General features: G+C 72.5%; 12 protein-coding genes. 5 read left to right on the top strand and 7 right to left on the bottom strand.

Features of this window, described 5'->3' with window-relative positions:
- Positions 1-379: 379 nt before the first annotated feature.
- From aqpZ to ASG95_RS05380, 3 genes are all read left to right on the top strand, one after another.
- Positions 380-1,171: an aquaporin Z gene (aqpZ, locus tag ASG95_RS05390; protein ID WP_057376814.1), complete on the top strand. Its 792-nt coding sequence runs from the start codon at positions 380-382 to the stop codon at positions 1,169-1,171.
- Positions 1,172-1,411: 240 nt separating this feature from the next.
- Positions 1,412-3,625: an NADP-dependent isocitrate dehydrogenase gene (locus tag ASG95_RS05385; protein WP_057376813.1), complete on the top strand. Its 2,214-nt coding sequence runs from the start codon at positions 1,412-1,414 to the stop codon at positions 3,623-3,625.
- A gap of 74 nt (positions 3,626-3,699) precedes the next feature.
- The gene (locus tag ASG95_RS05380; RefSeq protein ID WP_057376812.1) at positions 3,700-4,110 is read left to right on the top strand and encodes a nitroreductase family deazaflavin-dependent oxidoreductase; all 411 of its coding nucleotides are present in this window, start codon (positions 3,700-3,702) and stop codon (positions 4,108-4,110) included.
- Here the strand turns inward: ASG95_RS05380 and ASG95_RS22320 are convergent.
- Together ASG95_RS22320 and ASG95_RS22315 are read right to left on the bottom strand one after the other, a co-directional pair.
- Positions 4,053-4,289, bottom strand: a complete 237-nt coding sequence (locus ASG95_RS22320) for a DUF6855 family protein (protein WP_057376811.1) — start codon at positions 4,287-4,289, stop codon at positions 4,053-4,055. The genes ASG95_RS05380 and ASG95_RS22320 overlap by 58 nt on opposite strands.
- Positions 4,286-5,314, bottom strand: a complete 1,029-nt coding sequence (locus ASG95_RS22315; protein ID WP_369820357.1) for a GNAT family N-acetyltransferase — start codon at positions 5,312-5,314, stop codon at positions 4,286-4,288. The genes ASG95_RS22320 and ASG95_RS22315 overlap by 4 nt, the downstream gene beginning before the upstream one ends.
- 94 nt (positions 5,315-5,408) lie before the next feature.
- Between ASG95_RS22315 and ASG95_RS05360 the strand changes: the two genes are divergently transcribed.
- Entirely contained in the window at positions 5,409-6,401 is a 993-nt protein-coding gene (locus tag ASG95_RS05360) for a malate dehydrogenase (RefSeq protein WP_056922962.1), read from the top strand.
- Positions 6,402-6,488: 87 nt separating this feature from the next.
- Here ASG95_RS05360 and ASG95_RS05355 read toward each other — a convergent pair whose 3' ends face one another.
- From ASG95_RS05355 to ASG95_RS05335, 5 genes are read right to left on the bottom strand one after another with little or no spacing between them, the layout of a single operon-like run.
- A complete protein-coding gene (locus ASG95_RS05355) occupies positions 6,489-6,758 on the bottom strand; it encodes a DUF3017 domain-containing protein (RefSeq protein WP_056922963.1) in 270 nt (89 codons plus the stop codon).
- Between the two features lie 4 nt (positions 6,759-6,762).
- Positions 6,763-7,635: a bifunctional methylenetetrahydrofolate dehydrogenase/methenyltetrahydrofolate cyclohydrolase gene (locus ASG95_RS05350; protein WP_057376810.1), complete on the bottom strand. Its 873-nt coding sequence runs from the start codon at positions 7,633-7,635 to the stop codon at positions 6,763-6,765.
- A 49-nt stretch (positions 7,636-7,684) separates the two neighbouring features.
- Positions 7,685-9,097 carry a DUF1116 domain-containing protein gene (locus ASG95_RS05345; protein ID WP_057376809.1) on the bottom strand — a complete coding sequence of 471 codons (1,413 nt, stop codon included), beginning with the start codon at positions 9,095-9,097 and terminating at the stop codon, positions 7,685-7,687.
- The gene (locus ASG95_RS05340; protein WP_057376808.1) at positions 9,094-10,665 is read right to left on the bottom strand and encodes an FdrA family protein; all 1,572 of its coding nucleotides are present in this window, start codon (positions 10,663-10,665) and stop codon (positions 9,094-9,096) included. The genes ASG95_RS05345 and ASG95_RS05340 overlap by 4 nt, the downstream gene beginning before the upstream one ends.
- Positions 10,662-11,576, bottom strand: coding sequence for a DUF2877 domain-containing protein (locus ASG95_RS05335; RefSeq protein WP_057376807.1), 915 nt, complete (start codon positions 11,574-11,576; stop codon positions 10,662-10,664). Before ASG95_RS05335 ends, ASG95_RS05340 begins: the two co-directional genes overlap by 4 nt.
- An 84-nt stretch (positions 11,577-11,660) precedes the next feature.
- Here ASG95_RS05335 and ASG95_RS05330 point away from each other — a divergent pair, with 84 nt between their 5' ends.
- The gene (locus tag ASG95_RS05330; RefSeq protein ID WP_082592348.1) at positions 11,661-13,364 is read left to right on the top strand and encodes a CdaR family transcriptional regulator; all 1,704 of its coding nucleotides are present in this window, start codon (positions 11,661-11,663) and stop codon (positions 13,362-13,364) included.
- Positions 13,365-13,429 lie beyond the last annotated feature (65 nt).

Below are 13,429 nucleotides of genomic sequence, written 5' to 3'. Positions count from 1 at the left end.
GCCGACTTCGGCATCCCTGCTGCCGAAGTAGACCGCGACGTCGTGTTCTCCGTGGGGGCGGTGCGGGTGCGGTGGGTCGGAAGGCTTCCGGACCACGGCGGCCGCCCCCTGCAACGGCCAGCCGTGACCCTTGACCTGAAGGTAGGTGACCGCCGGCGCGCGCCTCGGCAGATCGCGGGAAGCCGGTGTCCGTTTCGCGGCTTGCGCCCGGTCTGGGGCCACCCTTCGGACGGATCCGACGAGGTCGGCCTCATCCCTTCGGCGGAGGGACGGCGCGGCGGGACGATCCGGGTGTCGCACGTGTGCAAACCCCGAGAGTGCGGGAGAGTGGGCACGGCATGGGCCGGGTGGGCCCCTTTCTGCACAAGGAGAGCTGCGCATGCGCACACCTGCACTGACCTCACGCCTGGGCGCCGAGGCGCTCGGCACCTTCTGGCTCGTCTTCGGGGGGTGCGGGAGCGCCATCTTCTCGGCGAAGTACCTGGCCCCCAACGTCGTGACCGGACAAGCGGTCCAGCTCGGCATCGGCTTCCTCGGAGTCGCCCTCGCCTTCGGCCTCACCGTGTTGACGATGGCGTATGCCGTGGGGCACGTCTCCGGGGCGCACTTCAACCCCGCGGTCACCATCGGCGTCGCCGTGGCCAAGCGCTTCCCGTGGAGGGACGTGCCCGCCTACCTGGTCGCCCAGGTCGTGGGTGGCCTGGTGGCCGGGCTCGCGCTGTGGGGCATCGCCCGCGGCGTCTCGGGCTTCGACGCCACCGGGAACCTCGCCGCCAACGGCTACGGCGACCACTCCCCCGGCGGCTACACGCTCGTCGCGGTGCTGTGCGCCGAGGCGATCCTCACCGCGTTCTTCCTCTACGTCATCCTCGGCGCGACCGACGACCGGGCCCCGACCGGGTTCGCCCCGATCGCGATCGGCCTCGCGCTGACCCTCATCCACCTGATCTCGATCCCGATCAGCAACACGTCGGTGAACCCGGCCCGCTCGACGGCGGTCGCGTTCTTCAACGGCAACGGCGCACCGGCCCAGCTGTGGGCCTTCTGGGTCGCCCCGATCATCGGTGCGGCGATCGCAGGGGCGACCTACCACCTGGTGACCGGCGTCGACCGTCGCGACGAGGACATCACCGGCGTGGTCGACCCTGAAGACCTCAAGCCCACCACCTGAGCCCACCACCTGGCGGAGCCCGCCACGGACGACCGGCCCCCACACCGCACACCGGTGCTGGGGGCCGCTCCGTCGGGTGGCCCGTCGGCGGGCGGCCTCGCCGGTGGCTGGCTTGGACAGGTATCTTGATATCAAGATACTGTGGTGACAGCGCAGGGACGGCAGCACCGCGGGCCGATAGCCTGAACACCGTCCTCGCAGCCCGACACCCGGACCCCACCTCAGGAGAGAGTCGCCTCCATGGCCAAGATCATCTACACGCTGACCGACGAGGCGCCCATGCTGGCGACCTACTCCTTCCTCCCGGTGATCGAGGCCTTCGCCGGCACCGCGGGGGTCGCCGTCGAGACCCGCGACATCTCCCTGTCGGGCCGGATCATCGCCGCCTTCGACGACGTGCTGCCCGAGGACCAGAGGATCGGTGACGCCCTCGCCGAGCTCGGGGAGCTGGCCACCACGCCCGAGGCCAACATCATCAAGCTGCCCAACGTCTCGGCCTCCGTCCCCCAGCTCAAGGCCGCCATCGCCGAGCTGCAGGCCAAGGGCTACGCCCTGCCCGACTACCCGGACGAGGCGACCACCGACGAGCAGCGCGACGCGCGGGCCCGCTACGACAGCGTCAAGGGCAGCGCCGTGAACCCCGTGCTGCGCGAAGGAAACTCCGACCGCCGCGCCCCCGCCGCCGTCAAGAACTACGCACGCAAGCACCCCCACTCGATGGGCGCGTGGAGCACCGACTCGAAGACCAACGTGGCGACCATGGGGGAGGACGACTTCCGGTCCAACGAGCAGTCCGTGGTGATCCCCACCGCCGACACCCTGACCATCCAGCTCGTGACCGACGCCGGCACGACCGTCCTCAAGGACGGCCTCAAGGTCCTCGACGGCGAGGTCGTCGACTCGACCGTCCTGCGGGCGGCCGCCCTCGACACGTTCCTGGCCGAGCAGATCGCCCGCGCCAAGCGCGAGGACGTGCTCTTCTCGGTGCACCTCAAGGCCACCATGATGAAGGTGTCCGACCCGATCATCTTCGGCCACGTGGTGCGGGCCTTCCTCCCCGAGGTGTTCGCCCGGTACGGCGCCGACCTCGCTGCGGCGGGCCTCTCCCCCAACAACGGCCTCGGCTCGATCATCGACGGCCTGGCGGCCCTCGGCGACCAGGGCGCGGAGATCAAGGCCGCCATCGACCAGGGCCTCGCCGACGGACCGCGGCTCGCGATGGTGAACTCCGACAAGGGGATCACCAACCTGCACGTCCCGAGCGACGTCATCGTCGATGCGTCGATGCCGGCCATGATCCGCACGTCCGGCCACATGTGGGGCCCGGACGGCGCCGAGGCCGACACCCTGGCGGTCATCCCCGACAGCTCCTACGCCGGCATCTACCAGGCCGTCATCGACGACTGCCGCGCCCACGGCGCCTACGACCCGACCACCATGGGCTCGGTCCCGAACGTCGGCCTGATGGCCCAGAAGGCCGAGGAGTACGGCAGCCACGACAAGACCTTCGAGATCGCCGAGGCGGGCACCGTCCAGGTGGTCAACGCGGCCGGCGACGTGCTGATGTCCCACGACGTCCAGCCCGGCGACATCTGGCGCGCCTGCCAGACCAAGGACGCCCCGATCCGCGACTGGGTCAAGCTGGCCGTGACCCGCGCCCGGGCCTCGAAGACCCCCGCAGTCTTCTGGCTCGACGAGTCGCGCGCCCACGACCGCAACCTGATCGAGAAGGTCAACGCCTACCTCCCGGAGCACGACACGGAAGGTCTCGACCTCCAGGTCATGGCCCCGGTCGACGCGGCGACCTTCTCGGTCGAGCGGATCCGCAAGGGCGAGGACACCATCTCGGTCACCGGCAACGTGCTGCGCGACTACAACACCGACCTCTTCCCGATCCTCGAGCTCGGCACCAGCGCCAAGATGCTGTCCGTCGTCCCGCTGATGAACGGCGGCGGGCTGTTCGAGACCGGTGCCGGCGGCTCGGCGCCCAAGCACGTCCAGCAGCTGGTGCAGGAGAACTACCTGCGCTGGGACAGCCTCGGTGAGTTCCTCGCGCTGGCAGAGAGCCTGCGCCACATGGCCACCACCACTGACAATGCCCGGGCGGAGGTGCTGGCCGACACCCTCGACCGCGCCACCGAGCGGCTGCTCAACGAGAACAAGGGCCCGGCCCGCAAGGTCGGCCAGATCGACAACCGCGGCAGCCACTTCTACCTCGCGCTGTTCTGGGCCCACGAGCTCGCGACCCAGACCGAGGACGCGGAGCTCGCCGCGTCGTTCGCCACGGTGGCCGAGACCCTCGCCGCGCAGGAGTCGACGATCACGGACGAGCTGCTGGCCGTGCAGGGACACCCCGCCGACATCGGGGGCTACTACCGCCCCGACGAGGACAAGACGGCTGCCGTGATGCGCCCGTCCGCGACCTTCAACGCGGCCCTGGCCGCGCTGCGCTGACCCGGCGACTCCTGCCCTGACCCAGCCCCGCCGACGCCCGGAATGACCCGCGCGCCGGCGGGGTTGGCTCATGCATGAGCGACTGGAACGAATCGGTCATTGCGGAGTTCCGCGCCAACGAGGGTCGCGTCGGCGGCTACTTCGAGGGCGCGCCCATGATCCTGCTGCACCACATCGGCGCCAGGACCGGGACGGTCCGGGTGAACCCGCTGGTCTACTTCCCCCAGGACGACGGCTCGATGCTCGTGGTGGCGTCCAAGGGCGGCGCGCCGACCAACCCGGACTGGTACCACAACGTGCTGGCCAACCTGAGGTTCGAGGTCGAGGTCGGCACCCGCACGTTCACCGTCGAGGCCAGCGAGCTGGACGGCCCCGAGCGCGCCGCGAAGTGGCCCGAGATCGTCGCGGCCCGACCGGGTTTCGGCGACTACGAGACGAGGACCAGCCGGACCATCCCCGTCCTGCGCCTGCGCGAGGTCGCCTGACCGTCGCGTGACGGTCGCCGTCGTCCGATGACACGGGCGTCATAGAGGAGCTTGGTCGAGCCGACCTGGCAGACGATCTGCGGCGGGTCCGCGGTGTCGTCGCGCCACATCGTGCAGTCAGCACTGCCCGGCGGGGTCTTCAGGGCCCAGGGGTCGTCCTTCGTGCCGCTGCCACTCATCGGTGCTCCTCGCCTCGTCGGCCGGTCCCCACGTCCAAGGACATCTTGAACCCCTCGTGCGAGGCCGTGAACCCCAGCCGTTCGTAGAACCGGTGGGCGTCGACCCGGCCCTTGTCGGTGGTGAGCTGGACGAGCCCGCAGCCCCTGCGCTCCGACTCGTCCACGGCCCAGCGGACCAGCTGCTCACCGAGGCGCCGGCCGCGGTGGGTCGCCGCGACCCGCACCGCCTCCACCTGCCCACGCATGGCGCCCCTGCGCGACAGCCCGGGGAGGAAGCTCAGCTGCAGCGTGCCCACGACCGTGCCGCCGTCGTCGAGGACGACGAGGAGCTGCGCCGGGTCCGCGTCGATCGCCGCAAAGGCCCGCAGGTATGCCGTGAGGTCACCGGGGTCCTCGCGGGTCGCCCCGAGCTGGTCGTCGGCGATCAGGCCGATGATCGCGCGCACGTCGTCCGCGCCGGCCCTCCGGAGCACCACGCCTCCCGGATCCAGCACCGCCAGCGGCGGCCGAGCCGCAGATCCGGGCCCGGCGGCATACCCGCCTCCGACGCCATCGCCCTCGAACCTCGTCCTCCCGTCGAAGGCGAGGGCGGTCGCGAGCTTGTGCCGGGAGTTCGGGGCCAGCCCCTCGGGCAGGGCGTCGACCGGGAACCAGCCGACCTCGGTCGACTCGTCGTCGTTGACCCGCGCCTCCCCCGAGACGTGCCGGGCGAGGAAGCAGAGGTCGAGGTACTGCGCTCGGTCGCCGTTGGGGTAGGTCACCTCGGGCTGCGTCCAGACCCCCGCGAGCGCCCCGATCCGCGCGACGACGCCGGTCTCCTCCTCGATCTCGCGCAGGAGCCCGTCGGCCGGCTGCTCACCTGGCTCGAGGATGCCGCTGACCAGGCCCCACAGACCGTTGTCAGCCCGGCGCCCGAGCAGCACGTGACCGCGCTCGTCGCGCACCACCGCCGTGACCCCGGCCATCCACAGCAGGTCGTGTCCCAGCCGTTCGCGCAGGGCCAGGACGAAGTCGGGCGTCGGCATGCCCCGACCCTAACCACCACCGGGCCGAGTGCTGCGTGGCGCCTGCTAGCGTCGGACGCAAGGCACACCCCACCAGAACGCGAAGGGTCCCACCGTGAGCACTGCCCCCGTCAAGGTCGCCGTCACCGGCGCCGCCGGCCAGATCGGCTACAGCCTCCTCTTCCGGATCGCGAGCGGTTCGCTCTTCGGCCCGGACACCCCCGTCGAGCTGCGGCTCCTCGAGATCACCCCGGCCCTGAAGGCGCTCGAGGGTGTCGTCATGGAGCTCGACGACTGCGCGTTCCCGACGCTGGCCAAGGTCGAGATCGGCGACAACGCCGAGAAGGTGTTCGACGGGGTCAACCACGCCCTCCTCGTCGGCGCGCGTCCGCGCGGCCCCGGCATGGAGCGTGGTGACCTGCTCGAGGCCAACGGCGGGATCTTCGCCCCCCAGGGCAAGGCCCTGAACTCCGTGGCCGCCGACGACATCCGCGTGACGGTGACCGGCAACCCGGCCAACACCAACGCCCTGATCGCGATGAGCAACGCCCCCGACATCCCGCAGGAGCGTTTCTCCGCGCTGACCCGGCTCGACCACAACCGCGCGATCAGCCAGCTCGCGGCCAAGACCGGCGCCTCGGTCACCGAGATCACCCACATGACCATCTGGGGCAACCACTCCGCCACCCAGTACCCCGACCTGTTCCACGCCGAGGTCGGTGGCCGCAACGCCGCCGAGCTGGTCAACGACGAGGCCTGGCTGGCCGACACCTACATCCCGACCGTGGCCAAGCGCGGTGCGGCGATCATCGACGCCCGGGGCGCCTCCTCCGCGGCCTCGGCCGCCTCCGCCACCGTCGACCACGCCCGCGACTGGGCGCTCGGCACAGCCGAGGGCGACTGGGTCTCGATGTCGGTCCGGTCCGACGGCTCCTACGGCGTGCCCGAGGGCCTCATCTCGTCATTCCCCGTCACCACGAGCAACGGCGACTGGCAGATCGTCCAGGGCCTGGAGATCAACGACTTCTCCCGCGCCCGCATCGACGCCTCCGTCAAGGAGCTCGAGGAGGAGCGCGACGCGGTCCGCGGTCTGGGGCTGCTCGGCTGACCCCAGCCGCACGGCATACCTCGAAGCGGCCGTCTCCCACTGGGGGACGGCCGCTTTCGGGTGTCCCTCCGGCACGAGGTGGCAGGGTCAGCCCCGCGGCCTCAGGTCGAGCACGGAGGTGATGAACGCCAGGGCCACCCCGAGGATCGCCATGGTGGCCACGTCGACGCCCCGCGAGCGCACCGCGAGCCCGCCGCTGCGGGCCGTCGGCAGGACCAGGCGCAACAGCGCGGCCAGCCCCAAGCCGGCTGCGATGGTGTAGCCCGCGAGCAGCACCTCGTCGAAGAGGAAGAAGACCACGCCGGCCAGGAGGACCGGGGCGGCGACCCACCACCAGCCCAGGCGCGGCGCGGTCACCGGGTCAGGCCGAGGTCTCGGCGAGCCGGCGCTCGGCGGCCGCCACGATGTTGGACAGCAGCATCGCGCGGGTCATCGGGCCGACGCCACCGGGGTTCGGGCTGACCCAGCCGGCCACCTCGGCGACGTCGTCGGCCACGTCACCGGCCACCTTGGACCTGCCGTCCTCGGCGACGATCCGGCTCACGCCGACGTCGAGCACGGCCGCACCGGGCTTGACCATGTCGGCGGTGATGAGCCCGGGCTGTCCCGCTGCGGCGATGACGATGTCGGCCTGCCGCACCTCGGCGGCGAGGTCGCGGGTGCCGGTGTGGCAGAGCACCACCGTGGCGTTCTCGCTGCGGCGGGTGAGCATGAGCCCGAGCGGGCGGCCGACGGTGATGCCGCGACCCACCAGCGCCACGCGGGCACCGGCGATCGGCACGTCGAAGCGGCGGAGCAGCTCGATGCACCCGGCCGGCGTGCACGGGAGGGGTGCGGCCTTGCCGAGCACCAGCCAGCCGAGGTTCGTGGGGTGCAGGCCGTCGACGTCCTTGGTCGGGTCGACCCGCGAGAGCAGCGCGAACTCGTCGAGCCCGGTCGGCTGCTGCACGAGGAACCCCGTGCACTCGGGGTCGGCGTTGAGCTCGTCGATGACGGCCTCGACCTCCGCCTGGGTCGCGGTCGACGGGAGGTCGCGGCGGATGCTCGTGATGCCGATCTCGCCACAGTCCTTGTGCTTGGCGTTGACGTACCACTGGCTTCCGGGGTCCTCCCCCACCAGCACCGTGCCGAGCCCTGGGACGACGCCGTGCTCGCGCAGCACGTCCACCCGCCCGCGGAGCTCGTCCTTGATGGTCGCCAGGACCGATTTGCCGTCGAGGATGCGTGCCGTCACGGTCGCCCATCCTGCCACGCCGCGCCGACCCGTCCGCACCGGCGTGCGGTCACCCGTCGCCGGGCACCGCGGCTGCGAGCGCCGCGATCGCCTGGGTGAAGCAGGTTGCGGGCGGAGTGACGAGCCCGGCGCCGACCTGACCGGTCCCGGCGACCCGTCCGGCCATGCCGGTGTTGATCTTCGGCAGGATCCCGGTCCGCGCCACTGCGGAGACGTCGATGCCGGTCGGTGTCCCGCGGAACTCGAGGATGGGCACTTGGTATGCCGTGTGCTCACCGACCGTGATCTCGTACATTGTGCGGGTGGCCCGGAGCGCGAGCGGCACGTCGCCTCCCACGAACTTCACGATGGCGGGGGCCGCGGCCATGGCGAAGCCACCGATGCCGGCCGTCTCGGTGATGGCCGAGTCGCCGATGTCGGGGTTGGCGTCGTCCGGTCCGTACGAGCCGAGGAACAGCCCTTCGGGGGTGTTGGCCGGTCCGGTGAACCAGTGGTCACCGGTGCCCGCCGTGCGGATGCCGAAGTCGGTGCCGTTGCGGGCCATGGTGGTCACCACCGTCGACCCCGGGATGCCCTCGGCCGCCAGCGTCGAGAGCTTGCAGGCCGGCATCCCGAGGTTGAGGAAGAAGTGCTCGTTCGCCCCGGAGAAGCGCACCGCCTCGGCGATGTCGCTCGACGACCCGTCGGCGGTGATGAGGGTGGGCAGCAGCTCGCGCAGGAGCATCAGCGACCCGGCCCGGTTGCGGTTGTGGCCCTCGTCGCCCATCTGGAGCATCTGGCTGATGATCGACTTGACGTCGATCGGGCCCGCCGCGCGAATCGCCTGCTGCAGCAAGGGTCCCAGCACCGAGTTCATCCAGTGCAGCCGGTCGATGACCTCGGGGCCGTAGGCGCCGTAGCGCAGCACCTTGCCGAGCCCTTCGTTGAGGGAGCACCACGAGGTGTGGTCGTGCACCTCGTCGCGGAGCTCGTAGACCCACATCGACGGGGAGACGACGCCGGCCATCGGGCCGACTGCGTCGCGGTGGTGACAGGGCTCGAGCTCGACGTCGCCGCGGGCCAGCGCAGCCTCGGCCGCCTCGGCCGTGTCGGCCATGCCCTCGAAGAGCATCGCGCCGATGAGGGCTCCCCGCAGCGGACCCGAGGCGCGTTCCCACTCGATCGGGGGACCGGCGTGCAGGAACGTCCCGCGCTCCAGCCCGAGCGCCTCGCTGGCCGGCCGCACGTCGACGAAGTCCGCGCCGGCAGCCGTCATCCGCTGCCAGGCGAGCTCGTTCGCCTCGTGCCGGCGGGGATCTCCCGCGACGCGGGCGAGGTGGGGCGCACTGCCGTCGAGCGGCGGCTGCCAGTCGGTCTCGGTCACCTCGACGGCCTGGTCGCGCAGCGCGTCGGCGAACATCGAGGCGCCTGCCGTGGCGACCACCGGGTCGGCCTGCAGGAGCCCGCGCAAGGGGGTGCTCACCGGGTCGCTCCGTCCCGGTCGACGCCGAGGAGGGCGAGGGCGTGCCTCGTCGCCTCGGCGTTGGAGAGGTGCACGGCTGCACCGGCTGCGGACAGCTGGGCGCCGCTCGTGTCGAGTCCCTGGGGGTCGCCGCGCGTGCCCGTGAGTGACACGACGACGGGCAGGTCACGTCCGGCGGCGGTCGCCACGGCCCGGGCGCCGCGGATCGCCTCGGCCAGCTCGGGAGCCGGGTCGGGGTGTGCGCCGTGGCCGAGGACCAGGTCGAGCAGGAGCACGCCGCAGCCCGGGTCGGCTCCTTCGGCCGCGATCCGCTCCAGCCGCAGGGTCGGGTCGATCATCGGGTGCGCCCGCCCGCGGGTCAGCTCGTCGTCGCCGAAGTCGATGACCAGGTGGGCCTGGGCGCGCAGGTCGGCGTCGAGGGCCAGGTCGGGCGAGAGCGGGATGTTGGACCTGATCCCGACGCCCAGCTCCTGGGCGGCGACCAGCATCGCCTCGTCGGCCAACGTGCCGCCGCAGAACAGCCCCCGCAGGAAGCGAGGCTCCCGCCGCGGGCCGTCCGACTCTGAAGGATCGTGGGGGTGCTGGTCCGGGGGATCCTTCAGAGTCGCGGAGATGGGTAGTGCGTCCCAGTGTGGCCACGTCGGGACCTCGCGACCGAGGGCGCCCAGGAACGACTCGACGGCGGCCGTGAGGTCGGGCCGCGCAGCCCCGAGCGTCGCCCAGTGGACCGGCTTGCCGAGCCCCGCGGCATACCCCTCCAGGTCGGCGAGCACCTCGGCAGCCGGCGGCTTCGAGACCACGAGGATCGACTCGGTCGCCTCGTCGGCCGCGAGCGCGGCGAGCGCCTGACGGGTCGACCGTCCGCCGACGGCTGATGACAGGTCGCGCCCCCCGACGCCGAGGCAGTGGCTGACCCCCACCCCTGCGGCGTCGAGCAACGCCATCACCTGCTGGGCACCCGTGCCGGAGGCCGCGACGATCCCGACCGGGCCCCGCTCGACGACGTTGGCGAAGCCGAGCGCGATGCCGCCCACCACGGCCGTACCGCAGTCGGGGCCCATCACGAGGACGTCCTGCGCTGCGGCGGCGTCCTTGAGCCGGACCTCGTCCTCGACGGGGACGTTGTCGGAGAACACCATCACCGAGACCCCTTGGGCGATGGCGTCGAAAGCCTCCACGGTGGCGTGCTCGCCGGGCACGGAGACCAGCGCGAGGGTGGCGTCGCCGGCACGGACCGCTCGGCCGAGGGTCCGTGGTGGTGGGGCCGCACCGAAGCCACCCGCGCCCGACCCCGCCGACCGCAGACCGGCCAGGGCGGCGTCGAGGGCGGCCAGCCCGGCGGCGACCCCGTCGGCGTCGTCGGCCCGGATGGCGACCACGAGCTCGTTGGGCTGGACGCCCTGCGGCACGGTGAACCCCATGGCGCCGATCACCTCGAGGTTGAGCTCGGTGGCCATCGCGACCTGGGCCGCTGACACACCGTTTGCGCCGGCCACCTGGCGGGAGACCTGCATGAGGCTCACCGAGTCGTGGTAGGCGCCGCTGCGCAGCTCGAGGTGGTCGGTCACGGCAGGCTCCTCGGGGTGGCGGACAGGGAGGTCGCGGTCGGTGGGTTCACCGTGGTCGAGGCAGACGGTGCGGTCTGGCCGCTCTGTGCGGTCAGCGCATCGAGGCAGCCGGCCAGGCCGCCCAGGAGGTCGGCGCCCGAGGTGTGGCCGATCGCGAGCACCTCGTGGACCGCCTCGGTGACTGTGGCCCCCTCACCGACAGCGGAGAAGCTGTCGGAGCCGGCCGACGCGAGGCGGTGGAGCAGCCGCGTGACCGGCTCGGCGGCATACCCGTCGGCGGCCTCACGCAGCAGCGACGCCGACAGGCTCGTCGTCGCGGTGAGGCGGGGTCGGACGGCCCGCCAGAGCTCGTCGACGAACGCACTGGTGCCACGTGGGTGCAGACGGAGCCCGAGCAGCACGCCGCACAGCACGTCGTCGCCGCTGGGGGTGAGTCCCGGCCCCGCCCCGACGAGCGCGCCCACGCGGTCCGCGAGCGCGAAGGGCGCCGGCGCACCGCTGAGGAGCAGCTCGGCGACGCCACGGGCAGGGACCCGCCACGGCAGCGGCAGGGTCGCGAGGTGCCCGCCCACCGTGGTCGCGGCCGCGCGGGGGGCCGGGTGGGGGCGCCAGGTGCGCACGGCCCGGACCGTGACGCCGGGTAGCCGCACGACACCCCCGCCGACCACGACCTCGTCGCCCGGCTGGACCCCCCAGCCCACGGTCGGGAGGGTGGTCGCGACGGCGAGCGCCGTGGGGAGCCGCAGTCCGTCGCGGGTCACGACGGGCAGGACGTCGGCGTGCCCACCCACCTGGAGGTAGAGGGCGGTCGGGAAGGCCGCCAGGACCGTGCCGCGGCGCGGTGCTCCGTGGACGAGCTCGGCCGATCGCTCGGAGACCGCGGCGGGCCAGGTCGTCGCTGACGGTGTCATCGCCGACCTCCTCCCCGCGTGCTGTCCCGTCGTGATTCGCCGGACTGACGCAGCGACGCTATCGAGTGCGATTACAGTCACCTCATGGTGAATGTTGCCAAGGATGGCGGCCTGGTTGACGCGGAGTTGCCATCGGTCGGCGCCCCCGCCCCCAGTCGCGACCTCGTGGGGGGCGTGCGCCTCGAAGGGCTCCTGACGCTGCCCTCGCTGGCGGGCACCGAGCTCGTCCACGGGCCCGACCAGCTGCTCCGCGGCGTCCTGCGGGCCTCGCTGCTGGGCGCCACTCCCACCCCTCGGCACCACCTCGTCTGCACCGACGCCGAGACCGTAGAGGCCTGGGAGGCAGCCGGCCAGGACCCCCTCGACCAGAGTGCCCTCGACGGTGCCACCGCCCTGGCCATCGCAGGCGGCTCCGCGGAGCAGGTCCGCCGGTGGCGGGAGCGCGCGATCGCGGTCGGGCTCCCGCTCGTGCTGGCTCCGCAGCCGGTCCGCGCCGAACGCATCGTCACCGAGGTGCTCGGAGCGGTCCTCGACCAGCAGTCGGGGATCCTCGAGCGCGTCGAGGAGGCCCACCAGATCCTGGTCGGTGTCGTGCTCGCCGGCGGCGGCCTCGAGGACCTGTGCCAGCGCTTGGCGGGCTTCCTCGGCGGCGCGGCCATGGTGACCAGCAGCGACGGACGAGTGATCGCGCAGGCCGGGAGCGACGCGGACCTCGGCGCGGCGCTGGCGCTCGACTGCTTCGACCGCACCGGCCGGCTGATCACCGAGCACGAGCCGGTGGGCATCCGGCCGAGCCAGGGCGCCCAGGCCCGGCGGGCCATGGTGCGGATCGTGGCCGGCAACCTCAACCACGGCCTGCTGGCGGCGTTCGTGGGCGACCGGGCGCTGACCGCCGACGACGTCCACCTGCTCGAGCGCGCCGCCACCGTCGCGGCCCTGGCCATCACCAAGGAGCAGGCCGTCTCGGCGGTGGAGAGCAAGTACCGCGCGGAGTTCCTGCGTGACGCCCTCGCCGGCCGGGCCGGTGCTCCGGCCGAGGCGGTGGCGCACGCGGCCTCGCTCGGGTGGGACATCGACCGCCGCCTCGTGGTGGTGGTGGCCGAGACCGACGAGGACGACGCGCACTCCTCCCGCCCGCCCGAGGAGGTGGGGGTCCTGCAGGAGCGCTTCGCCCGCGCCTGGAACCAGGCGATGGCGGTCCGCGACCCGCGCGCCCCGGTGATGGGCTTCAGCCAGGAGGTGGTCGCCCTCTGCGGCGTCCCCGAAGGGGCCGACACGGAGTCGATCATGCGCACCGTGACCGAGATCGTGCGGGTCATCAGCGGCATCGGCGGCGGCGGCCGGCGGACCTTCTCGACCGGTGTCTCGCGCCCCGTCGAGTCCGTCGCCGACCTGCCGCAGGCCTATGAGGAGGCCCTCTCGGCGGTGAGCGTCGGACGCCAGCTGCACGGCGACTCCGCGGTCACGCACTTCGACGGCCTCGGGGTGTTCCGGCTGCTCGCGCTGATCCCGGACAGCGCCGACCTGCGCCGGTTCGTCGACGAGGCGCTCGGGCCGCTGTCCACCGACGACACCGCCGAGCACGCCGACCTGCGCCGGACCCTGTCGATCCTCATCGACACCAACATGAACGTCGCCGAGACCGCGCGCCAGCTGTTCTTCCACTACAACACGCTGCGCTACCGCATCGTGAAGCTGGAGAAGATGCTCGGCCCCTTCACGACCGACCCGCAGCTGCGGCTCAAGCTCGCCCTCGCGCTCAAGGTGCACCAGATGCGTGGCATCTGACCGAGCCACATCGGTATGCCGCGGGGGAACGATGGTGCCGCGCCCTCTGGCGGGAGGGACGCGGC

The organism is Phycicoccus sp. Soil803 (assembly GCF_001429685.1).
GTDB lineage: Bacteria > Actinomycetota > Actinomycetes > Actinomycetales > Dermatophilaceae > Pedococcus.
Note: the sequence above shows the minus strand (reverse complement) of the source record. Positions and strands in the feature narration are given on the sequence as shown.

What these genes read in the sequence shown, in the direction of transcription:
- aqpZ (WP_057376814.1), top strand. Translation starts at nt 380, where the DNA reads ATGCGCACACCTGCACTGACCTCACGCCTGGGCGCCGAGGCGCTCGGC.
- ASG95_RS05385 (WP_057376813.1), top strand. Translation starts at nt 1,412, where the DNA reads ATGGCCAAGATCATCTACACGCTGACCGACGAGGCGCCCATGCTGGCG.
- ASG95_RS05380 (WP_057376812.1), top strand. Translation starts at nt 3,700, where the DNA reads ATGAGCGACTGGAACGAATCGGTCATTGCGGAGTTCCGCGCCAACGAG.
- ASG95_RS22320 (WP_057376811.1), bottom strand. Translation starts at nt 4,289, where the DNA reads ATGAGTGGCAGCGGCACGAAGGACGACCCCTGGGCCCTGAAGACCCCG.
- ASG95_RS22315 (WP_369820357.1), bottom strand. Translation starts at nt 5,314, where the DNA reads ATGCCGACGCCCGACTTCGTCCTGGCCCTGCGCGAACGGCTGGGACAC.
- ASG95_RS05335 (WP_057376807.1), bottom strand. Translation starts at nt 11,576, where the DNA reads ATGACACCGTCAGCGACGACCTGGCCCGCCGCGGTCTCCGAGCGATCG.
- ASG95_RS05330 (WP_082592348.1), top strand. Translation starts at nt 11,661, where the DNA reads ATGGTGAATGTTGCCAAGGATGGCGGCCTGGTTGACGCGGAGTTGCCA.